The organism is Candidatus Kosakonia sp. 282A-S69, assembly GCF_029433855.1.
Classification (GTDB): Bacteria; Pseudomonadota; Gammaproteobacteria; order Enterobacterales; family Enterobacteriaceae; genus Kosakonia; species Kosakonia cowanii_A.
On record NZ_JAROAU010000001.1, the window covers coordinates 874,201 to 895,628 of the forward strand.

The 21,428-nt window shown below is 60.4% G+C and carries 17 protein-coding genes and 1 other RNA gene; 13 read left to right on the forward strand and 5 right to left on the reverse strand.

What is annotated here, in order from left to right:
- Positions 1–46: 46 nt before the first annotated feature.
- The 4 genes from PU683_RS03810 to amtB all read left to right on the forward strand — a co-directional run bounded on the left by PU683_RS03810 (position 47) and on the right by amtB (position 5,492).
- Complete coding sequence (locus PU683_RS03810) at positions 47–1,810, forward strand: SmdA family multidrug ABC transporter permease/ATP-binding protein (protein ID WP_277170191.1); 1,764 nt, start codon at positions 47–49, stop codon at positions 1,808–1,810.
- Positions 1,803–3,581 (forward strand): SmdB family multidrug efflux ABC transporter permease/ATP-binding protein, encoded by a 1,779-nt coding sequence (locus tag PU683_RS03815; RefSeq protein ID WP_277170192.1) that lies wholly within the window; start codon positions 1,803–1,805, stop codon positions 3,579–3,581. Before PU683_RS03810 ends, PU683_RS03815 begins: the two co-directional genes overlap by 8 nt.
- Before the next feature lie 254 nt (positions 3,582–3,835).
- On the forward strand, positions 3,836–4,174 hold the full coding sequence (gene glnK, locus PU683_RS03820; protein ID WP_023478250.1) for a P-II family nitrogen regulator: 339 nt from the start codon (positions 3,836–3,838) through the stop codon (positions 4,172–4,174).
- A 31-nt stretch (positions 4,175–4,205) separates the two neighbouring features.
- The gene (amtB, locus tag PU683_RS03825) at positions 4,206–5,492 is read left to right on the forward strand and encodes an ammonium transporter AmtB (RefSeq protein WP_277170193.1); all 1,287 of its coding nucleotides are present in this window, start codon (positions 4,206–4,208) and stop codon (positions 5,490–5,492) included.
- Between the two features lie 74 nt (positions 5,493–5,566).
- On the opposite strand, the gene tesB is transcribed toward amtB, so the two are convergent.
- Positions 5,567–6,427 (reverse strand): acyl-CoA thioesterase II, encoded by an 861-nt coding sequence (gene tesB, locus PU683_RS03830; RefSeq protein WP_277170194.1) that lies wholly within the window; start codon positions 6,425–6,427, stop codon positions 5,567–5,569.
- A 213-nt stretch (positions 6,428–6,640) separates the two neighbouring features.
- Between tesB and PU683_RS03835 the strand changes: the two genes are divergently transcribed.
- Complete coding sequence (locus PU683_RS03835; protein WP_277170195.1) at positions 6,641–7,210, forward strand: YbaY family lipoprotein; 570 nt, start codon at positions 6,641–6,643, stop codon at positions 7,208–7,210.
- A 37-nt stretch (positions 7,211–7,247) separates the two neighbouring features.
- On the opposite strand, the gene PU683_RS03840 is transcribed toward PU683_RS03835, so the two are convergent.
- Positions 7,248–7,562, reverse strand: coding sequence for an MGMT family protein (locus PU683_RS03840; protein WP_277170196.1), 315 nt, complete (start codon positions 7,560–7,562; stop codon positions 7,248–7,250).
- A gap of 170 nt (positions 7,563–7,732) precedes the next feature.
- On the opposite strand from PU683_RS03840, the gene ffs reads away from it, so the two are divergent.
- An RNA gene (gene ffs / locus PU683_RS03845) (signal recognition particle sRNA small type) lies at positions 7,733–7,829 on the forward strand.
- Positions 7,830–7,868: 39 nt separating this feature from the next.
- Here ffs and PU683_RS03850 read toward each other — a convergent pair.
- Positions 7,869–10,619 carry a winged helix-turn-helix domain-containing protein gene (locus PU683_RS03850; protein WP_277170197.1) on the reverse strand — a complete coding sequence of 917 codons (2,751 nt, stop codon included), beginning with the start codon at positions 10,617–10,619 and terminating at the stop codon, positions 7,869–7,871.
- Positions 10,620–10,847: 228 nt separating this feature from the next.
- Here PU683_RS03850 and PU683_RS03855 point away from each other — a divergent pair, with 228 nt between their 5' ends.
- From PU683_RS03855 to PU683_RS03875, 5 genes are all read left to right on the forward strand, one after another.
- Positions 10,848–11,810: a thiamine pyrophosphate-dependent dehydrogenase E1 component subunit alpha gene (locus PU683_RS03855; protein ID WP_277170199.1), complete on the forward strand. Its 963-nt coding sequence runs from the start codon at positions 10,848–10,850 to the stop codon at positions 11,808–11,810.
- A gap of 10 nt (positions 11,811–11,820) precedes the next feature.
- On the forward strand, positions 11,821–12,840 hold the full coding sequence (locus PU683_RS03860; protein WP_277170200.1) for an alpha-ketoacid dehydrogenase subunit beta: 1,020 nt from the start codon (positions 11,821–11,823) through the stop codon (positions 12,838–12,840).
- Between the two features lie 2 nt (positions 12,841–12,842).
- Entirely contained in the window at positions 12,843–14,369 is a 1,527-nt protein-coding gene (locus tag PU683_RS03865) for a dihydrolipoamide acetyltransferase family protein (RefSeq protein ID WP_277170201.1), read from the forward strand.
- On the forward strand, positions 14,362–15,759 hold the full coding sequence (gene lpdA / locus PU683_RS03870; protein WP_277170202.1) for a dihydrolipoyl dehydrogenase: 1,398 nt from the start codon (positions 14,362–14,364) through the stop codon (positions 15,757–15,759). The genes PU683_RS03865 and lpdA overlap by 8 nt, the downstream gene beginning before the upstream one ends.
- Before the next feature lie 69 nt (positions 15,760–15,828).
- On the forward strand, positions 15,829–16,608 hold the full coding sequence (locus PU683_RS03875) for an acetoin reductase (RefSeq protein WP_277170203.1): 780 nt from the start codon (positions 15,829–15,831) through the stop codon (positions 16,606–16,608).
- A 50-nt stretch (positions 16,609–16,658) separates the two neighbouring features.
- On the opposite strand, the gene treR is transcribed toward PU683_RS03875, so the two are convergent.
- Positions 16,659–17,606 carry a trehalose operon repressor TreR gene (gene treR, locus PU683_RS03880; protein WP_277170204.1) on the reverse strand — a complete coding sequence of 316 codons (948 nt, stop codon included), beginning with the start codon at positions 17,604–17,606 and terminating at the stop codon, positions 16,659–16,661.
- Positions 17,607–17,846: 240 nt separating this feature from the next.
- On the opposite strand from treR, the gene treB reads away from it, so the two are divergent.
- Both treB and treC read left to right on the forward strand, forming a co-directional pair.
- On the forward strand, positions 17,847–19,268 hold the full coding sequence (gene treB, locus PU683_RS03885) for a PTS trehalose transporter subunit IIBC (protein ID WP_277170205.1): 1,422 nt from the start codon (positions 17,847–17,849) through the stop codon (positions 19,266–19,268).
- A 16-nt stretch (positions 19,269–19,284) separates the two neighbouring features.
- Entirely contained in the window at positions 19,285–20,949 is a 1,665-nt protein-coding gene (gene treC / locus PU683_RS03890; protein ID WP_277170206.1) for an alpha,alpha-phosphotrehalase, read from the forward strand.
- 10 nt (positions 20,950–20,959) lie between these two features.
- On the opposite strand, the gene PU683_RS03895 is transcribed toward treC, so the two are convergent.
- The gene (locus PU683_RS03895; protein WP_277170207.1) at positions 20,960–21,379 is read right to left on the reverse strand and encodes a GFA family protein; all 420 of its coding nucleotides are present in this window, start codon (positions 21,377–21,379) and stop codon (positions 20,960–20,962) included.
- Positions 21,380–21,428 lie beyond the last annotated feature (49 nt).

A 21,428-nucleotide genomic window follows, 5' to 3' on the forward strand; every position in this document is an offset into this window, starting at 1 on the left:
CGGCGGTTAACCGACCGTCGGCAATTCACGTTCAGGATGTAACCGCGTGCGATTATTTGCTCAGTTAGGCTGGTATTTTCGTCGGGAGTGGCAGCGCTACCTCGGCGCCGTCGCCTTACTTATCATTATTGCTATCTTGCAGCTGATCCCGCCAAAAGTGGTGGGGATTGTGGTGGATGGCGTCACCCAGAAGCAGTTTACCCATCAGCAGGTGTGGATATGGGTGGCGGCGCTGGTAGCGATAGCCGTCGTCACCTATCTGCTGCGGTATGTCTGGCGTGTCTGGCTTTTCGGTGCCTCTTATCAACTCGCCGTCGAGCTGCGCGAAGATTTTTATCGCCAGCTCAGCCGCCAGCACCCGGAATTTTACCTGCGTCACCGTACCGGCGATTTAATGGCGCGCGCCACCAATGACGTTGACCGTGTGGTGTTTGCCGCCGGCGAAGGCGTTTTAACGTTGGTTGATTCGCTGGTGATGGGCTGCGTGGTGCTGATCGTGATGGCGACGCAAATCAGCTGGCAGTTAACGCTGCTGTCGTTATTGCCGATGCCCATTATGGCGCTGGTGATCAAGCGCTACGGCGATCAGCTGCACAGCCGTTTCAAAGCGGCGCAGGCGGCCTTCTCTGCGTTAAACGATCGCACCCAGGAGAGCATGACCAGCATCCGCATGATCAAAGCCTTTGGCCTGGAAGATCGCCAGTCGGCGCTCTTCGGCAGCGAAGCGGCGGATACCGGAGCGAAAAACATGCGCGTGGCGCGCGTCGATGCGCGCTTCGACCCGACTATCTATATCGCCATCGGCATGGCAAACATGCTGGCGATTGGCGGCGGCAGTTGGATGGTGGTGCATGGTTCGTTGACCCTCGGCGAGCTGACCAGTTTTGCTATGTACCTTGGGCTGATGATCTGGCCGATGCTGGCGCTGGCGTGGATGTTCAACATCGTCGAGCGCGGCAGCGCCGCCTACAGCCGCATCCGCGATATGCTGGCGGAAGCGCCGGTGGTGAACGACGGTACGGAAAGCGTGCCCGCCGAACGCGGCACCTTAACGCTCTCAATCCGCGAGTTTCACTATCCGCAAACCGACGGCGCGGCGCTGGTCAATGTCAGCGCGACCCTTGAACCGGGTCAGATGCTCGGCATCTGCGGCCCGACCGGCGCGGGCAAAAGTACGCTGCTGGCGCTTATTCAGCGCCATTTTGATGTCGATGCGGGCGATATCCGCTTCCACGATATTCCGCTCACGCAGCTGAAGCTGGACAGCTGGCGCAGCCGTCTTGCGGTCGTCAACCAGACGCCGTTTCTCTTCTCCGACACCATCGGCAATAACATCGCCCTTGGCAGGCCAGGTGCCACGCAGGAGGAGATTGAGCATGTGGCGAAGCTTGCCAGCGTGCATGACGATATTCTGCGGCTGCCGCAGGGCTACGACACCGAAGTGGGCGAACGCGGCGTGATGCTCTCCGGCGGGCAGAAACAGCGTATCTCCATCGCTCGTGCGCTGCTGCTGAATGCCGAAATCCTGGTTCTTGATGATGCCCTCTCCGCGGTGGATGGGCGCACAGAACACCAGATTTTGCACAACCTGCGCCAGTGGGGCGAAGGCCGCACCGTGATTATCAGCGCGCATCGCCTGTCGGCGCTGACGGAGGCGAGTGAGATTATTGTTATGCAACATGGCCATATCGCCCAGCGTGGCCAACATGAGCAGCTCGCGCGCCAGCCTGGCTGGTATCGCGACATGTACCGGTATCAGCAGCTGGAAGCGGCGCTGGACGATCATCCGCAGGAGACCCAGCATGCGTAACTTCTCTCGCCAGTGGCCGACGCTGAAACGTCTGCTGGTCTACGGTAAACCGTGGCGCAAGCCGCTCAGCAAAGCGGTGCTGATGCTGTGGGTGGCGGCGGTTGCCGAAGTCTCCGGCCCGGCACTGATCAGCTACTTTATCGATAATATGGTGGCGAAGAGCTACCTGCCGCTCGCGCTTATCGCCGGGCTGGCAGCGGCCTATGTCGGCCTGCAACTGCTCGCGGCGGGGCTGCACTATGCCCAGGCGCTGCTCTTTAACCAGGCGGCGGTGGGCGTGGTGCAGCAGCTGCGCACCGACGTGATGGATGCCGCGCTGCGCCAGCCGCTCAGCGCCTTCGACACCCAGCCGGTAGGACAGATTATCTCGCGCGTGACCAACGATACTGAAGTGATCCGCGATCTCTATGTAACGGTGGTCGCCACCGTGCTGCGCAGCGCGGCGCTGATCGGCGCGATGCTGGTGGCGATGTTCAGCCTCGACTGGCGCATGGCGCTGGTGGCGATGGGCATTTTCCCGGCGGTCATTATCGTGATGCTGCTCTATCAGCGTTTCAGCACGCCGATTGTGCGGCGTATGCGCGCCTACCTTGCCGACATTAATGACGGGTTTAACGAGATCATCAACGGCATGAGTGTGATCCAGCAGTTTCGCCAGCAGGCGCGCTTCGGCGAGCGCATGAGCGAAGCCAGCCGCTCGCACTACCTGGCGCGGATGCAAACTCTGCGCCTTGATGGCTTTCTGCTGCGCCCGCTGCTGAGCCTCTTTTCGGCGCTGGTGCTCTGCGGGTTGCTGATGCTGTTTGGCTTCTCGACCGTCGGCACGGTGGAGGTTGGGGTGCTGTACGCCTTTATCAGCTATCTCGGCCGTCTTAACGAGCCGCTGATCGAGCTGACGACGCAGCAGTCGATGCTGCAACAGGCGGTGGTCGCCGGCGAGCGCGTCTTCGAACTGATGGACCGACCGCGGCAGAATTACGGCGACGATGAGACGCCGCTGCACAGTGGGGCGATCGACATTGAAAACCTCTCCTTTGCCTACCGCGAAGATCAGCTGGTGTTGCAGGATATCTCTCTGCATGTTGAACCGCGCAGCTTTGTCGCGTTGGTCGGCCATACCGGCAGCGGTAAAAGCACCCTCGCCAGCCTGCTGATGGGTTACTACCCGTTAACCAAAGGGGAGATCCGCCTCGACGGTCGCCCGCTGGCCACCCTGGGTCACAGCGCGTTGCGTAAAGGCGTCGCGATGGTGCAGCAAGATCCCGTGGTGCTGGCCGACAGCTTCTTTGCCAACGTCACCCTTGGGCGGGAGATCAGCGAAGCGCGCGTCTGGCAGGCGCTGGAGATCGTCCAGCTTGCCGATCTGGCGCGCACCATGAGCGAAGGGATCTACACTCGCCTCGGTGAGCAGGGGAATAATCTCTCCGTTGGTCAGAAACAGCTGCTGGCGCTGGCGCGCGTGCTGGTTGATGCGCCGCAGATCCTGATCCTTGATGAAGCAACGGCGAATATCGACTCTGGCACCGAGCAGGCGATCCAGCAGGCGCTGGCGGCGATCCGCGAGAAGACCACGCTGGTGGTGATTGCGCACCGCTTATCGACCATTGTCGACGCGGAAACTATTCTGGTGCTGCACCGCGGGCAGGCGGTTGAGCGCGGTACCCATCAGCAGCTGCTGGCGGCGAAAGGGCGCTACTACCAGATGTACCAGCTGCAATTAGCCGGTGAAGAGCTGGCGGCCAGCGCGCGGGAAGAGTCGCTCAGCGCCTGATGCACCAAAATTAAGCACCCGGCGCGCACCAGCGCCCGGTGGTGCAAAAATGTAACGCACCATGCACTGTCATGGTGCGTTTTGCTTTTTCCCGCCGCGTTCGCCGCACCCCTGCGCTTGCGCTGCCCATCACCGCCTCTGGCTTTGTCTCTTTATTGCGCGAAAACGCGCGCCTTCACATTTCTGGCACACCCCTTGCAATACCTTCCTCATGTTGGCTGCGTCCATTTGCGAATGTCGAGTGAGGGGAATCTATGAAGCTGGTAACCGTGGTGATTAAGCCATTCAAACTTGAAGATGTGCGTGAAGCGCTCTCTTCGATTGGTATTCAGGGGCTGACCGTGACGGAAGTAAAAGGGTTTGGCCGTCAGAAGGGGCATGCCGAGCTTTACCGCGGTGCGGAATACAGCGTCAACTTCCTGCCAAAAGTAAAAATCGACGTAGCGATCGCCGATGATCAGCTTGATGAGGTGATCGATATCATCAGCAAAGCGGCCTACACCGGAAAAATTGGCGACGGCAAAATTTTCGTTGCTGAACTCGAACGCGTGATCCGTATTCGTACCGGCGAAGCCGACGAAGCGGCGCTGTAATAGCTGACACACAGTGATAGGGATCGGAAAAATGACAATGAAAACAGTAAAAGCAACCCTTGCCTCGCTGGCTTTGCTGCCGGGCCTGGCGCTTGCCGCGCCGGCCGTTGCGGATAAAGCAGATAACGGTTTTATGATGATTTGCACCGCACTGGTGCTGTTTATGTCCATTCCTGGCATCGCGCTCTTTTACGGCGGCCTGATCCGTGGCAAAAACGTGCTCTCAATGCTGACCCAGGTGGCGGTCACCTTCGCGCTGGTCTGTATTCTCTGGGTGGTGTATGGCTACTCGCTGGCCTTCAGCGAAGGTAACAGCTTCTTTGGTAGCTTCAACTGGGTAATGCTGAAAAATATTGCCCTGACCGACGTAATGGGCAGCATCTATCAATATATCCATGTCGCCTTCCAGGGCTCCTTCGCCTGCATCACCGTGGGGCTTATCGTCGGCGCGCTCGCCGAGCGTATTCGCTTCTCTGCGGTGCTGATCTTTGTGGTGGTATGGATGACGCTCTCCTATGTGCCGATTGCGCACATGGTGTGGGGCGGCGGTCTGCTGGCAACCCACGGCGCGCTCGACTTTGCGGGCGGTACGGTGGTGCACATTAACGCCGCCATTGCCGGCCTGGTGGGTGCCTACCTGATTGGCAAACGCGTCGGCTTCGGCAAAGAGGCGTTTAAACCGCACAACCTGCCGATGGTCTTTATCGGTACGGCAATCCTCTATGTTGGCTGGTTTGGCTTCAACGCCGGTTCGGCGAGCAGCGCGAACGAAATCGCCGCGCTGGCGTTTGTTAACACCGTGGTCGCCACAGCTGCCGCCATCCTCTCCTGGGTCTTTGGTGAGTGGGCCATGCGCGGTAAGCCTTCGCTGCTCGGTGCCTGCTCGGGGGCGATTGCCGGTCTGGTTGGTATCACCCCGGCGTGCGGTTATGTCGGTGTTGGCGGTGCGCTGATTGTTGGCCTGGTGTGCGGTCTGGCCGGGCTGTGGGGCGTGACGGCGCTGAAACGTATGCTGCGCGTCGATGACCCGTGCGATGTCTTCGGCGTTCACGGTGTGTGCGGCATTATCGGCTGTATCCTGACGGGGATCTTCGCCGCTACCTCGCTTGGCGGCGTAGGCTTCGCCTCCGGCGTCACGATGGGCCACCAGGTGCTGGTGCAGCTGGAGAGCGTGGGTATCACTATCGTCTGGTCTGCGGTGGTGGCCTTTATCGGCTACAAACTGGCGGATATGACAGTTGGCCTGCGCGTACCGGAAGAGCAAGAGCGCGAAGGGCTGGATGTCAACAGCCACGGTGAAAACGCCTACAACGCCTGATAAGTTGAGTCTCTCCTGAGCATAAAAAAGCCTCCGCTTGCGGAGGCTTCTCTTTTGGCGATAACGCAACCGGCTCAGTTACGGTTACGCATTACCCCTTCCTGCACGCTGGAGGCCACCAGCACGCCATCCTGGGTATAGAATTCGCCGCGCACAAAGCCGCGCGCGCTGGAGGCAGAGGTGCTCTCAACGCTGTAGAGCAGCCAGTCGTTCATATTGAACGGGCGGTGGAACCACATCGAGTGATCGATGGTTGCCACTTGCATACCGCGCTCAAGGAAACCGACGCCGTGCGGCTGCAGCGCCACCGGCAGGAAGTTAAAGTCGGACGCGTAGCCAAGCAGATATTGATGGATGCGGAAGTCTTCATCCAGCACGCCGTTAGCGCGGATCCACACCTGGCGCACCGGAGCGGCAACATGGCCCTTCAGCGGGTTATGGAACTCGACCGGGCGGATCTCCAGCGGCTTGTCGCTGAGGAACTTCTCTTTTACGCCGGGTGGCAGCAGATGCGAGAGATCGCGGGCGATCTCCGTTTCCGATTTGAGCGAGTCCGGCGCGGGCGCGGCGGGCATCGTTTTTTGATGCTCGTAGCCCGTCTCAGGCGCCTGGAAGGAGGCGGTCATATAGAAAATCGGTTTGCCGTTCTGTACCGCCGCCACGCGGCGGGCGCTAAAGCTGTTGCCGTCGCGCAGCACTTCTACGTCATAAACAATCGGTTTCTGGCTATCGCCGGGGCGCAAAAAGTAGCTGTGGAAGGAGTGTACCAGGCGGTCTGCCGGAACGGTCTCTTTCGCCGCATAGAGCGCCTGCCCAACGACCTGGCCGCCGAAGACCTGGCGCAGACCTAAATCTTCGCTCTGCCCACGAAACAGCCCCTCTTCAATTTTTTCCAGATTCAATAATGCCAGCAGATTAGATAGCGCCTGACTCATACAATTCCTCAAATAAATAGCGGCTGACGTAGCAAATATTGCCTGAGTATAACCTGGAAAAGGCAGTGGTCCGATGGGTGCAATAATCTGAATGAATGGGTGTTTACAGGAATATATCGGGTATATGTGCCACACTTGTTCAGGTTACGAAGGTTTAGCCACACATCTGGCAGGCGCTGCGCCTGCAGGTGCATTGAAGATAAGGAGAGATCAATGAAACTCGTGCCCATGTTAAGTGGTTTAGCAGTCGCAGTCGCGTTATCGGCGTGCGCCCAAAAAGGCGGTGATATTCCAACGCCGGCACCTAATCCCAATGCGCCGGCCGCAACCAACAAAGCGGCGATTGCTCAGCCAAGCGTTACCGGTACGGTCTGGATCCGCCAGAAAGTGGCGCTGCCGCCGGATGCGGTCTTAACCGTTACCGTTTCTGATGCCACCCAGGCCAACGCGCCGTCGAAAGTGCTGGCGCAGAAAGCAGTGCGCACCGATGGCAAACAGCCGCCGTACAGCTTTGTCCTGCCGTTTAACCCGGCCGACATCCAGCCAAACGCGCGTATTCTGCTGAGTGCGGCGATCACCGTCGACAACAAGATGGTCTTTATCACCGACGCGGTTAAGCCCGTTATCAACCAGGGCGGCACCAAAGTCGACCTGACGCTGGTTCCGGTACAGCAGACCGCGGTTCCGCTGCAGCAGAGCGGTGGTACGCCGAACACCGTACCGTCGACCTCACCGACGCAGGTCACCCCGTCTAACGCCACTCCGGCGCCGACCCAGTACTAATCTGCGTCTGTTTTGCTCCTCTCCTTCGGGGGAGGAGCTACTCATAGCGCCAGCGATATCGATTCAAATCAATCTCACCGCTTCCCGACACCACCACCCCTTCTGCCAGCAGTGCCTGACGCTGCCGCTGCAAATCCGGCCCGCTGAGTGAAATGGCGCCATAACGATTTACCACCCGATGCCACGGTAGCGTGCTGCCCTCCGGTAAGCGCTTTAACACGCCGCCGACCTGGCGCGCCGCGCGCGGGGAGCCAGCCAGTTTTGCCACCTCGCCATAGGTAGTGACATAACCCTCCGGGATGGCGGCGACGATTTGCCATACCCGATGGGGAAAAGTGTCTTGTCTCTCCATCACACGCTCCTGAGCAGGGAAGGGGGCAGCATAAACAGCGATGTACCCGCTGTGAAGGGGCGATTGCGCAAGAAACCAGCATCTGTCAGCCCATGGGTTGCAATTGCCCTGCCGGATGGGGATAATGCGCCAGCGCGTTGGTTATCACCCTTCGCTCTCAATGGGGGCCCTGTTGGTTCTCCCGCAATGCTACTTTGTTCACCAGGTCAGGTCCGGAAGGAAGCAGCCAGGGCAAAGGACGTGTGTGCCGGGATGTAGCTGGCAGGGCCCCCACCCATTTCAGCCGCCGTCAGGCAGCGCGCCGCACTACTCCACTTTCAGCAACTTCCACTCCCGCGCCTGGTTTACCGCCTGCATCCGGCTGCTGACCTGCAACTTCTCATACATCTGTTTTAAGTGCCATTTGACCGTCTCCGCCGAAATCCCCAGCACGCGGGCAATCTCTTTGTTCGAGTGACCGCTGGCGATAAGCTCAAGCGTCTGCTGCTCACGCTCGGTGAGGTAGCGCGTCTCTTCCGCTTCAGTGTGCCGTCCCGGCGGTAAACCAAACCACTCCACCGCCTGTTGTCGCAGGGGGGCCGCCTGGTGCCTGAGCGCCTCCGGTGTTGCCTGGCGGGCAAGCAGCTCGTCAAGCAGCCCAACCAGCACGGTGCCGAGGTCAAGCAGGCTACGCCGCAAACCGTGCGCCAGCGCCTGTTGCAGTGGCGAGGTGAAGACCATCACTGCCTGTTCATATGCCCCTGTATGCCAGAGCGCAGCCGCCTGCGCCAGGCGTAAGCGCAGGGCAGAGAGCACTTCGCCGCGCTGCTGCTGCTCATCGGCAAGTGTCGCAAAGGCAGCGGCGGCCTGATGGGCATGGCCCCCGGCAAGCGCAATCCGGCTTTCGCTGACGCGTCGATAAAAGTCTATCGCCCCGGCTTCAGCGTGTGCACTGTGCAACTGCTGAAGCGCGGCCAGTGTCTCCAGCGCCGGGGAAAACGCCTTATCACGCAGATGCAGTTCGACCGTTTCCGCCAGCAGCGCCGCCTGCGCGCGCAGCCACTGGCGCTGACGCGCCACTTCGCCGCCATAGGTGAGCAGCCGTTTCGCCTCGGCAAGATGGCCATTAAGCGCCGCCTGGCGTGAGAGGACGATAAAGCAGCGACTCAGCCCCTCCGGCGGGCAAAAGGTCTCGATCATCTCAAGGCGCAGCGCCAGCAGGGCGTCAATCTCCTGCCGCTCGTCGCGCTCCCAGGCGACCTCCGCCAGAATCGGTGCCAGCGTTGCACCGCTGCTGGAGTTGCTGCCGGTTTGCGCCTCGGCGGCCTGTAGCGTCTGCGCCGCCACGCGCTGCGCGTCAGCCAGATTTCCCTGGCGTAGATGGGCCTGAGCGATGACAAAGGCGCGCCAGACATCGACAAACAGATTACGGTTTGCCACCTTCAGCTCCGGCAGCCTGCTCTGCACCGCCAGCGCCTGCCCAGGCCGGGCATTGACGAGGTGGCAGTAGCTGAGGATGTTGCACACCAGCCCGTCAACCCAGCGGTCGCCGCAGGGGATCTCCGCCAGCAGCGGCTCCACCAGCGCTACGCTGAATTGAATGTTCTCGGCAAAGGCTTCGCAAATCGCCCGCACCACCCGCAGCTTGACCCGCACGCTGGGCGACAGCGCGGCGTCTTGCGCCATCGCTTCGATGCTGTTGAGGAGCTCGCGCGAAGCCTGAAAGCGAAAGTGGTGTGCCAGCGCCCAGGCGAGATTAAGCTGGAGATCGATACGCGACGGATCGGGCGTCAGCGGCAAAAAGTGCATCCAGCGCACCAGCGTGTCGATATCCCCCTCTTCGGCGAGGGACTGCGCGCTGGCTTCGGCATGCCGCGCACCGCTTTTCCCTGCCGCCAGCGCATGGCGCACCGCCTCGGCCCAGAGTTGCTGCCCGGCAAACCAGTTGCTGGCGCGCTCATGCAGTTGCCGCACGCGCGCCGGTTCGCTCTGCTGCAAGCGGGCCAGCAGCGCATCGCGCATCAGGTGGTGGTAGCGAAACCAGCCGCCGTGCTCATCCAGGGCGGTGATAAAGAGATTATGCTGCTGGATCCAGCCGAGCATCGCTTCGCCATCATCGCCCCCGGTCAACGCATCGCACAACGCGGGGGTGAGGCGGTTGAGAATCGCGGTTTGCAGCAGAAAATCGACTACCGGCTCCGGCAGTGGGGTAAAGATCACCTCATCGAGATAGCGCGCCAGCGTGCGCGAACCGGAGGGGATACGCGCCAGAAAGCGCTGCGGATCGTGGTGCCAGTCCGGCGCCAGCGCGGCGATCTTGATCCCGGCAACCCAGCCCTCTGTAGCCAGCATCAGCCGCTGAAGATCCTGCGCGCCGGGAAGCACCGTGCGCGCGGCGTCGCTGAGGTAATCCTGCGCTTCGGCAAGGGTGAAACGCAGATCCTCATCATGCAGTTCGCTGAGCGCATCCTGCAGCGCCAGGCGGCTCAGCGCCAGCGGTGGGTGAAAGCGGCTGCCGATAATCAGGTGCAGCGACTCGGGCGCGTGGTTGATAAGCCAGCTTATGCCCTCATGCAGCGCGGGATGGGTCAGGGAGTGGTAATCATCAAGGATCAGCCACACCGGATGTGCGCAGCGGTGCAGCTGGTTGGTCAACTCTGCCAGCAGCACCGAGAGATCCGGCGTCATATCGCCCTGTAAAAAGGGATCGAGCGCTTCGCCCCAGCCGCTGTAGAGCGGTTTCAGCGCGGTGACCAGGTAGCGCGCAAACTGCGCCGGATCGTTCTCATCCTCCTCCAGGCTCAGCCAGCCGATAGCCTCACCCTGCTCCCGACGACGGCGATACCACTGCGCCAGCAACGTCGTTTTCCCGGAGCCGGCAGCCGCGCAGATAAGCGTAAGCGCGCCCTCGGCGGCCTCATCCAGCCTTGCCAGCAGGCGGTCACGCTCAAGCAGCACGCCCGGCGAGCGGGGGGGCGTTAATTTGGTGAGGATCAGCGGCAGCCGGCGCGTAAAGCGGAAAGGTTCCTCGCGATAGCTGGCCGCAAGCAGAGAGTCTGTTGAGGTCAACGATTTCATACGAGCCTGCCCCTGTTCACGAAAGTCGCTGCTAAGTGTAAGTAACTGACACCCGCCTGTAACCTGCCAGAACTTGACCCTTATCGCATTTATCTCTTTTAGTCCCGCTCTCCCCCCCAATTGGGGGGTTATCCCCCCTTAAGACCCGCTTATAGAGTAACCCCACTTCCGCAATCCCTGCCGGTCGCCCTACTGGCGCTCGCGGGTATACAACCTGAGGACGGAGCTATGGAGCTGAACACACAACAGCTGTTAAAGGCTTATCGCAAAATGCGTGAAATACGTGAATTCGAGGAGCGCCTGCACACTGAAAACACCAGCGGTGACATTCCCGGATTCATCCACCTGTATACCGGCGAGGAGGCTATCGCCGTCGGCGTCTGTGAGAACTTACAGCAGACGGATTACATCGGCTCTACCCACCGTGGGCACGGCCACTGCATCGCCAAAGGGTGCGATATCCACGCGATGATGGCGGAGATCTTCGGCAAAGACGCCGGTCTGTGCCGCGGGAAAGGCGGCTCTATGCACATTGCCGATCTCTCGAAAGGGATGCTCGGCGCGAATGCCATTGTCGGCGGCGCGCCGCCGCTGGTGATTGGCGCGGCGCTGACGGCGAAAACCCGTAATAACGGCGGCGTCGCCGTCTCATTTACCGGCGATGGCGGCTCCAACCAGGGGCTGGTATTTGAAGCCATCAACATGGCGGTGGTGCTGCAACTGCCCGCCATCTTCGTCTTTGAAAACAACGGGTACGGTGAAGCGACCGGGCATAACTACGCTGTCGGTGGCCGCGATATCGCCGGGCGCGCCGCCGGGTTTGGTCTGCCTGCGGTCACCGTTGACGGCACCGATTTCTTCGCCGTTTACGAAGCAACCGCTGAAGCGGTGAAGCGCGCCCGTGAAGGCGGCGGGCCGAGCGTGATTGAGGCGAAAGCGTTTCGCTGGCACGGCCACTTTGAGGGCGATCCCGCGCTTTACCGCGGGGAGGGGGAGATTGAGCGCCTGCGCGCCGATCACGATCCGCTGAAGATTTTCGCCAGCAAAACGGCAGCAACGCTGACGCGCGACGCGCTGGAGGCGATCGACGCTGAGGTGAAAGCCCAGGTCGACGATGCGGTAATCAAAGCCCGCGCCGCCGGTTATCCGGTGGCGGAAAGCCTGCTGACCGACGTTTACGTCTCTTACTGAGGAGCCCGTCATGACAATCAAAACTTACCGCGAAGCGATCCGCGACGCGCTGGCGCAGGAGATGGCGCGCGACGAAAGCGTGGTGTTGATAGGTGAAGATCTGCGCGGCGGCCACGGCGGCAACGCGCCGGAAGAGGCGAAAGTGGAAGCCTTCGGCGGCGTGCTCGGCGTCACCAAAGGGTTGTGGACCCAGTTTGGCTCGGCGCGGGTGATCGATACGCCGATCACCGAGTCGGCAATTATCGGCATGGCTGCCGGCGCGGCGGTGACCGGTTTACGCCCGGTGGCGGAACTGATGTTTATGGATTTCTTCGGCGTCAGCCACGATGCGCTCTACAACCAGGCGGCAAAATTCCGTTATATGTTCGGCGGCAAGGCGAAAGCGCCGCTGGTGGTGCGCGGCATGATCGGTGCCGGTTTTTCGGCGGCCGCGCAGCATTCGCAGTCCCCCTACAATATTTTTGCCACCACGCCGGGGCTGAAAGTGGTGGTGCCCTCATCGCCCTATGACGCCAAAGGGCTGCTGATCCAGTCGATTCGCGACGACGATCCGGTGGTCTTCTGCGAGCACAAGATGCTTTACGACATGAAAGGTGAGGTGCCGGACGAGAGCTATACCGTGCCGCTGGGCCAGGCCAACTACACCCGCGAAGGGGAGGATGTCACCATTATTGCCCTCTCGGCGATGGTGCATAAAGCCAACCAGGTGGCGGACAAACTGCTGAAAGAGGGCATCTCCGTTGAGGTGGTCGATCCGCGCACCGTGTCGCCGCTGGATGAGGAGGGGATTCTTGAATCCGTTGCGTCTACTGGCCGGGTGGTGATTGTCGATGAGTCCGCCGCGCGCTTCGGCTTCGCCCATGATGTGGCGGCGCTGATCGCCTCGCAGGCGTTCCACTTCCTGAAAGCGCCGGTAGTGTTAATTACTCCGCCGCATACCCCGGTTCCCTTCTCGCCCGCGCTGGAAAAACTCTGGATCCCCGACACGGATCGCATTGAGGCCGCCGTTCGACAACTGATGGAGGCGTGATCATGAGCACAATCCGCACGCTGGAGATCCCCAAATGGGGGCTCTCGATGGAAGAGGGGACGCTGGCTCAGTGGCTGATTAAAGAGGGGAGCACCTTCAGCCAGGGGCAGGATATTTGTGAAATTGAAACCAGCAAGATAACCAACGTGCTGGAAGCGCCGTGGGACGGCGTGCTGCGACGGGTGCTGGCTCAGCCGGGCGATACCCTGCCGGTTGGCGCGGTGCTGGCGCTGGTGGCTGATGAAGCAGTGAGCGACAGCGAGCTTGACGCTTTTGCCGCCACGCTTAACAGCGGCGCGCCGCAGCCAGCGGCAGAAACCGCACCGTCAATGCCCACGCCAGCAGCGGCAGCCACGCCTGACTCTTCAGCGTCCGCACCGGCAAAACCTGTCGCGAAGGATGCGATCCCGGCGGCGCTGCGCGGCGAGAGTGATGCCGCCCAGGTTAACGCCACGCCGCACGCGCTGCGTCTGGCGAAAAAGCTGGGCATCGACCTGAGTAAAGTGAGCGGCAGCGGCCGCGAAGGGCGCATCTCCGTCGCCGATCTGCAGGCGGCAATTACCGCAGGCGGCGGCAGCGTCGAGTTACAGCCGCGTGCGACGGTGAAGGCGACACCGCGGCACACCACGCAGGATGATAGCCACATCCCGGCGACGCCCATCGCGCGCCGTCTGGCAAGCCAGCTGGGGATTAACCTGCACGACTGCCGCCGCTCAGGCTCCTCCGGGCGCGTCAGCCGGGCCGATGTTGAAGCCTTAGCCGCACTGCGCGGTAGCGGTGAGAAGCGCATTGCCCGCACAGCAGAACCGGTCGATGAGCGCGCGGCGTATGACAGCCAGCCGCTCTCCGCCATGCGGCGCACCATCGCCAGCCGCTTGCAGGAGTCCAAGCGCAACGCGCCCCATTTTCGCCTTGTCAGCGAGGTCGATCTGACGCGCATTCAGGCGCTGCGCCGGGAAGTGAACAGCGCGCTGCCGTCGCTAAAGGTGACGCTCAACGATCTGCTGGTGAAAGCCTGCGCCCAGGCGCTGATGAGCGTGCCGGAGATGAACGTGCAGTATGACGAGGCGTCGCAGACCATTCGCCGTTTTCATACCGCCGATATCGCCATCGCCGTGGCGCTGCCCGGTGGCCTTTATACGCCGATTCTGCGTGAGGCGAACCGCAAAACGGTGGGGGCCATCTCCCGGCAACTGCATGAGCTGGTGACGCGCACCAAAGCGGGTACGCTGAAAGCGGAGGATTTTCAGGGCGGCACCTTCTGCCTCTCCAATCTCGGCATGTTCGGCATCCGGCAGTTCGACGCCATTATCAACCCGCCGCAGTGCGCGATTCTGGCGGTGGGCGCGGCGGAATCCCGTGCGGTGGTGCATGAAGGGCAGATTGTGGCGCGCGAGCGGCTGACCCTGTCGCTGTCGTGCGATCACCGGGTGATTGACGGCGCAGTCGGCGCGACCTTTATGCAGCATCTGCAGCGCGCCATCGAAACCCCCTCTCTGATGCTGGTTGCGGAGGCGCACGGTGAATAACAGCTTTGATGTGCTGATTATCGGCGGCGGGCCGGGCGGCTATGTCGCCGCCATTCGCGCCGGGCAGTTAGGCTTGCGCACTGCGCTGGTGGAGAAAACGCACCTCGGTGGCATCTGCCTCAACTGGGGCTGTATTCCAACCAAAGCGATGCTGCACGGCGCGGAGATCGGGCATGCCATGCGCCACGCCGATCAACTGGGGTTTAGCGTCGGCGAGATCGCTTTTGAAATCCGCCGTCTGGTGGAGTACAGCCGCTCGGTATCGCAGCGGCTGACGGACGGCGTCGCTTTCCTGCTGAAAAAGCACAACGTCACGGTGATCAACGGCGAAGGCCGCCTGCTGGAGAAGGGGCAGGTGGCGGTGCGTGATATTAACGGCAGTGAGCAGCACTACCGCGCCAGTCACATCATCCTCGCGACGGGCGCGCGCCCGCGTGCGCTGCCGGGCATCGAGCCGGATAAAAGCCATATCTGGACCTACTTCGACGCACTCAACCCCGCCGCGCTGCCGCGCTCGCTATTAGTGATTGGCTCCGGTGCCATCGGCGCGGAGTTCGCCAGCCTCTATAACGATCTCGGTTGTGAAGTGACGCTGGTGGAGCTGGCGGATCAGATCCTGCCGCTGGAGGATCGCGATGTCTCAGCCCAGGTACAGCAGCAGTTTGCGAAGCGCGGCATGCAGATCTTCACCGGGGCGCAGATCCGCTCGGCGACGGTCAACGGCGATCGCGTCAGTTGCCTGCTGAAAAGTGCCGACGGCGAGCAGACGCTGGAGGTAGATCGTGTGCTCTGCGCCGCCGGTATTCAGCCGAATGTTGAAAATCTTGGCCTTGAAGCGCTGGGGGTTGAGATGGCGCGCGGCTTTATTCAGGTCGACGATCGCGGCCGCACCAACGTCTTTGGCCTCTACGCCATTGGCGATGTCGCGGGCGCACCGTGTCTTGCGCACAAAGCGAGCTATGAGGGGGTGCGCTGCGTCGAGGCGCTCGCCGGGCTGCCCGTCTCGGCACCCGTCAGCCCTGATTTTATTCCCCGCTGCACCTACACCCGACCGCAGGTAGCCAGCCTCGGTTTAACCGAAGCGCGTGCGCGTGCCAGCGGGCGCGAGATCCGCATCGGTGTTTTCCCCTATCAGGCTAACGGTAAAGCGCTGGCGCTTGGCGAACCGCAGGGCTTTGTCAAAACCCTGTTCGATGCGCAGAGCGGAGAGCTGCTGGGCGCGCACATGGTGGGCAGCGACGTCACGGAGCAGATTCAGGGGTTTGGCATTGCCCATACGCTGGAGGCGACGGAAGAGAGCCTGCACCAGGTGATCTTTGCTCATCCGACCCTCTCTGAAGCGATGCATGAAGCGATCCTTGCCGCCGACGGGCGCGCGCTGCACCAGTGAACAGGTAGTGAAGTTTGCCGCGACAACCTGTTGCGGCGCAGGTGTAAATCAAACCATAAGAGAGAAAAGATGACGATTGATAATAAAGTGGCGCTGGTAACCGGCGCAGGCCAGGGAATTGGACGTGGGATTGCGCTTCGCCTGGCGAAAGAGGGGGCGTCGCTGATGCTGGTGGATATGAACGCAGCCAACCTCGAGGCCGTGGCGAAAGAGGTGCAGGCGCTGGGCCGTAAAGTGGCGACCTTTGTTGCTGATATTTCGCAGCGCGATCAGGTCTATGCGGCGATCGATCACGCGGAAGAGGCGCTGGGCGGCTTTGACATTATTGTCAATAACGCTGGCATCGCGCAGGTGCAGCCGCTTGCCGACGTCACGCCTGAAGAGGTGGATCGCATTATGCGCATCAATGTGCAGGGGACATTGTGGGGTATCCAGGCGGCGGCGAAGAAGTTTATCGACCGTCAGCAGAAGGGGAAAATCATCAACGCCTGCTCGATTGCCGGGCATGATGGTTTCGCGATGCTGGGCGTCTACTCAGCAACCAAATTCGCCGTTCGCGCCTTAACCCAGACGGCGGCAAAAGAGTATGCCAGCCGCGGCATTACCGTTAACGCCTACTGCCCCGGTATTGTCGGTACCGGCATGTGGGAGGAGATTGACCGCCGCTTCTCCGATATCACCGGCGCGCCGCTGGGAGAGACCTACAAGAAGTATGTTGAGGGCATTGCGCTGGGCCGCGCCCAGACGCCGGATGATGTTGCCGGGCTGGTCGCCTACCTGGCCGGGCCGGATTCCGACTACGTCACCGGGCAGGCGATCCTGATTGATGGCGGGCTGGTCTACCGTTAAGGCCGGGGCATGACGCTTTTGTCTGACGAAGGCGTCATTTCCGCCGCGCGTTACTGGAAGGTGCAGGGGATAACAATGTGCTCCTGCGTGCTGGTGCCGTGCAGCATATCAAGCAGCAGCTGCGAGGCTTTCAGCCCCGCCTGCTGGTAACCCATTTTGACGCTCAGCACATCGGGCTGCAGGAAGGTCATCAGCGGCGTGCTGCCGATACTGCCCACTTTAATCTTCCACCCCTGCTGCTGAATGTATTTAATCGCGCCCATGGCGATGGTGTCAGAGGCGCAAATCAGCGCGCCGCTCTCGGCGGTAAGCAGCCCTTTCGCCAGATCGTAACCGCTCTGATAGCTCAGATCGCCGAGCGCCGCGTGCGGCGTCATGCCAAAGGCTTCGCAACGCTCAAGGTAGGTTTGATAGCGGATATTCCCGGTGGTTGGATCGTTGGTGGTGACACCGATATAGGAGACGCTGCGGTGGCCCGCGTCGCGCATCTTCTCCATCAGCACGTTTACCGCGCCGACGTTATCGTAAACCACCGACGCGACCTCCGGCAGAGCGCTGGAGATGAGCACCAGCTTATCTTTCCAGCCCTTCACCAGGCTCTTATCGACGCCGGAAAAGCCGAACAGAATTACCCCTTCGACATTGCGCTGCGCCAGCACGTTGAGATGCGCGGCGAGCAGGGTGGGATCGAGCAGGCTCTCCATCAAAATCGCATCGTACTCATGCTGGTAGATATGTGGAAGGATGGCGCGAATGGCCTGATTTTCCGAGGCGGAATCGAGACGCGTAACGATCACGCCGATGATCTTTTCCCGCTGCGAGCGCAGCGCCTGGGCGGCTTTCGATGGCGTATAACCCTGCTCTTTGATAATCGCTTCAACGCGTTCACGGGTCGCTTTTTTCACTTTATCGCTGTTGTTGATCACCAGCGAGACCGTGGACTTTCCGACACCGCACAATTTTGCGATGTCGTTTAACGTTAGCTTTTTATCACTCATTCCCGTACGGGCCTCCTGTAGAACGGACCCGGCGATACTAGCATTAATGATTCTCCTAAGGCACCTCTCTGTGCCGCTGCGCTTCACCATTTATTTTGTGATCGCCTGCTAAAATTGGAACGTTCCAACTGGTTTGATTTATGGGTTGCCGCTATCGTCTCTATCGCCCGAAACAAAATCAGAGTTTTTTACAAATGCTGTAATAAAGGCTCACTCATCAAAGTTGCTGGAAGAGATAAGATGGCGATAAAAAGTAACCCCCAGGATATTGATAAACTTATTGAATTGGTTGGCGGCAAAGAGAACGTCGCCACCGTTAGTCACTGTATTACTCGTTTACGTTTTGTTCTTAACGATCCGAAAAAAGCCAAACCCGCTGAAATTGAAAAATTGCCGATGGTGAAGGGCTGCTTTACCAACGCCGGGCAGTTTCAGGTGGTGATTGGTACCGATGTCGGCGACTGGTATCAACTGCTGTTGCAGCATACGCAGGTGAGCGGCACCGACAAAGAGAGCGCCAAGCGCGTGGCGCGGCAAAATATGAAGTGGCACGAAAGCCTCATCTCCCACTTTGCGGAGATCTTCTTTCCGCTGCTGCCTGCCCTGATCAGCGGTGGTCTGATCCTCGGCTTCCGCAACCTGATTGGCGATCTGCCGCTGTTCAACGACGCGCCGCTCACTGAAGCGTCGCCGGTGTGGAAAAGCATCTACGACTTCTTATGGCTGATTGGCGAGGCGATCTTCTTCTACATTCCGGTCGGTATCTGCTGGTCGGTGGTGAAGAAGATGGGCGGTACGCCGATTCTTGGCATCGTGCTGGGGATTACGCTGGTCTCTCCGCAGCTGATGAACGCCTATCTGCTCGGGCAGCAGACGCCGGAAGTGTGGAACTTCGGCTGGTTCTCCATCGATAAAGTGGGCTACCAGTCGCAGGTCATTCCGTCGATTCTGGCCGGTCTGACGCTGGCGTGGATTGAGCTGAAGCTTAAACGCATCGTGCCGGATTACCTGACGCTGGTGGTGGTACCGGTGCTTTCGCTGCTGATTGCGGTGTTCCTTGCGCACACCATCATTGGGCCGTTCGGACGCGTGGTCGGTAACGGCATTGCCTGGGGCGTCAGCCATCTGATGACCGGCCCGTTTGCGCCGATTGGCTCCGCGCTGTTTGGCTTCCTCTACGCGCCACTGGTGATCACCGGCGTGCACCAGACTACGCTTGCGGTCGACCTGCAGCTGATCCAGAACCTTGGCGGCACGCCAGTCTGGCCAATTATTGCCCTCTCAAACATTGCGCAGGGGTCCGCGGTGGTCGGCATCATCTTAGTGAGCAAGAAGGTCAATGAACGGGAGATCTCAGTGCCTGCCGCCATCTCGGCCTATCTCGGCGTGACGGAACCGGCGATGTACGGCATCAACATGAAGTATCGCTTCCCGATGCTCTGCGGCATGGTCGGCGGTGCCTGTGCCGGGCTGATTTGCGGGCTGAGCGGCGTAATGGCGAACGGCATTGGCGTCGGCGGCTTACCGGCGATCCTCTCCGTGAAAACGCAGTACTGGGCGATTTATGGTCTGGCAATGCTGGTGGCGATTGTGATCCCATTAGTGCTGACCACGGTTATCTATAAACGCAAGCAGGCAGCGGGCAAGCTGCTGGTAGTGTGAGAAAGGGATAGACACAATGAGCAAACGTAATGTTCCGTGGTGGCAAAACGGCGTGATTTACCAGATCTACCCGCGCAGTTTTCAGGACAGCACCGGCAATGGCATTGGCGATCTGCAGGGCATCGTTCGTCGCCTTGATTATCTTCAGTGGCTGGGGGTGAGCGCCATCTGGCTGACGCCGGTTTACCTCTCGCCGCAGGTGGATAACGGCTATGACGTGGCGGATTACTACGCCATCGATCCGCTGTTTGGCACGATGGCGGATTTTGAGGCGCTGGTCGACGCCGCCCACCAGCGCGGCATTAAGGTGGTGATGGATATGGTCTTCAACCATACCTCCACGGAACATGCGTGGTTTAAAGCCGCCGCCCGCGACCGTAACAGCCCGTGGCGCAACTTCTATATCTGGCGCGACGGGAAAGAGGGGCGGCTGCCCAATAACTGGCACTCCAAGTTTGGCGGCAGCGCCTGGTGCTGGCATGAGGAGACGCAGCAGTACTATCTGCACTCCTTCTCTGCCCAGCAGGCGGATCTTAACTGGGAAAACCCCCAGGTGCGCAACGCCCTGAAAGCGGTCTGCCACTTCTGGGCGGACAAGGGCGTTGACGGGCTGCGGCTCGATGTCATCAACCTGGTCTCCAAGCACCCCGATCTTCCGGATGATGATGAGGGAGATGGCCGCCGTTTCTATACGGACGGCCCGGCCATTCACGACTTTCTCGAAGAGATGAGCCGCGATGTCTTTCAGCCGCGCGGGTTAATGACGGTGGGCGAAATGTCCTCCACCCGGCTTGAGCATTGCCAGCGCTATGCGCGGCTGGATGGCAAAGAGCTGTCGATGACCTTCAACTTTCATCATCTGAAAATTGACTATCCGCAGGGGGAGAAGTGGCGGCTTGCACCGCCGGATCGGATTGCCCTGAAGCGCATCTTCGCCGAGTGGCAGCGCGGGATGCATAACCTGGCGTGGAACGCGCTCTTCTGGTGTAACCACGATCAGCCACGCATTGTCTCCCGGCTGGGCGATGATGGCCCGCAGCGCACTGTCTCGGCGAAAATGCTGGCGATGGTGCTGCATGGCATGCAGGGTACGCCCTATATCTTCCAGGGCGAAGAGATTGGCATGACCAATCCGCACTTCAGCCGCATCGATCAATACCGCGATGTCGAAAGCCTGAATATGTTCAAAATCCTGCGTCTGCATCAGGATGAAAAAGATGTGCTGGCGGTGCTGGCGCACAAATCCCGCGATAATGGCAGAACGCCTGTGCAGTGGAACGACAGCACGAACGCTGGCTTTAGCGATGGCGAAAGCTGGATTGACGTGGCGGAGAACTACCGGCAGATCAACGTGGTCAGTGAGCAGGCCGATAGTGATTCGGTGCTGCACACCTACCGGGAGCTGATCGCGCTGCGTAAAAGCCTGCCGGTGCTCACCTTTGGCGACTATCAGGATCTCGACCCCGATTCGCCCGCGTGCTGGTGCTACCAGCGGCACGATGGGGAGCAAACTCTGCGGGTGATTGCCAACCTCAGCGGCGAGCCGCTGGCGCTGAATGAGGCGTGTTTGCCCAATGAAGCAGGCTGGCGTCTGCTCTACGGCAACTACCCGGACGGCGCGCGGCTGCCCGCCACCGGCACGCTCAGGCCCTATGAGTGCGGCTGGTGGCTGCAGGAGTAGGTAAGCCGCTTCATTTCCCGGCGGGGGTGTAGCGCAGATACCCGGCAACGCCGCTGTTATCGCCCCCATCCGACGGATGATTCACCCCTTCGGAGACCGGGATTTCCGCAAAATCGAACGGCGATACGCCTTCAATGCAGGCCGCGTTCACGCCATATTGATCGGGGTTGGAGCGGCGCTGGTGGAAAGTGTAGATGCCGCACACCGAGCAGAAGAAGTGGACGGCGACGCCGGTGTTAAAGCGGTATTCAGTAAGCTTCTCCTGGCCCTGAATTATTTCAATGCCTGACAGCGGCGCGGAGAGGGCTACCGCGCCGCGCATCCGGCAGTAGGAGCAGTTGCAGCGACGCGCGGTATTAAACCCGTCGAGCAGCGTCACGTTAAAGACCACCGCACCGCAGTGGCACTGCGCCCGTTTTTTCTCACTCATCTCACTTCTCCAGCCGGTAACGATACTCTCAACCATAGCCTTTTTTGGT

What these genes read in the sequence shown, in the direction of transcription:
- PU683_RS03840 (WP_277170196.1), bottom strand. Translation starts at nt 7,562, where the DNA reads ATGGAGAGACAAGACACTTTTCCCCATCGGGTATGGCAAATCGTCGCC.
- glnK (WP_023478250.1), top strand. Translation starts at nt 3,836, where the DNA reads ATGAAGCTGGTAACCGTGGTGATTAAGCCATTCAAACTTGAAGATGTG.
- PU683_RS03855 (WP_277170199.1), top strand. Translation starts at nt 10,848, where the DNA reads ATGGAGCTGAACACACAACAGCTGTTAAAGGCTTATCGCAAAATGCGT.
- treC (WP_277170206.1), top strand. Translation starts at nt 19,285, where the DNA reads ATGAGCAAACGTAATGTTCCGTGGTGGCAAAACGGCGTGATTTACCAG.
- PU683_RS03875 (WP_277170203.1), top strand. Translation starts at nt 15,829, where the DNA reads ATGACGATTGATAATAAAGTGGCGCTGGTAACCGGCGCAGGCCAGGGA.
- tesB (WP_277170194.1), bottom strand. Translation starts at nt 6,427, where the DNA reads ATGAGTCAGGCGCTATCTAATCTGCTGGCATTATTGAATCTGGAAAAA.
- PU683_RS03850 (WP_277170197.1), bottom strand. Translation starts at nt 10,619, where the DNA reads ATGAAATCGTTGACCTCAACAGACTCTCTGCTTGCGGCCAGCTATCGC.
- PU683_RS03835 (WP_277170195.1), top strand. Translation starts at nt 6,641, where the DNA reads ATGAAACTCGTGCCCATGTTAAGTGGTTTAGCAGTCGCAGTCGCGTTA.
- PU683_RS03865 (WP_277170201.1), top strand. Translation starts at nt 12,843, where the DNA reads ATGAGCACAATCCGCACGCTGGAGATCCCCAAATGGGGGCTCTCGATG.
- treR (WP_277170204.1), bottom strand. Translation starts at nt 17,606, where the DNA reads ATGAGTGATAAAAAGCTAACGTTAAACGACATCGCAAAATTGTGCGGT.
- treB (WP_277170205.1), top strand. Translation starts at nt 17,847, where the DNA reads ATGGCGATAAAAAGTAACCCCCAGGATATTGATAAACTTATTGAATTG.
- PU683_RS03860 (WP_277170200.1), top strand. Translation starts at nt 11,821, where the DNA reads ATGACAATCAAAACTTACCGCGAAGCGATCCGCGACGCGCTGGCGCAG.
- PU683_RS03815 (WP_277170192.1), top strand. Translation starts at nt 1,803, where the DNA reads ATGCGTAACTTCTCTCGCCAGTGGCCGACGCTGAAACGTCTGCTGGTC.
- PU683_RS03895 (WP_277170207.1), bottom strand. Translation starts at nt 21,379, where the DNA reads ATGAGTGAGAAAAAACGGGCGCAGTGCCACTGCGGTGCGGTGGTCTTT.
- amtB (WP_277170193.1), top strand. Translation starts at nt 4,206, where the DNA reads ATGACAATGAAAACAGTAAAAGCAACCCTTGCCTCGCTGGCTTTGCTG.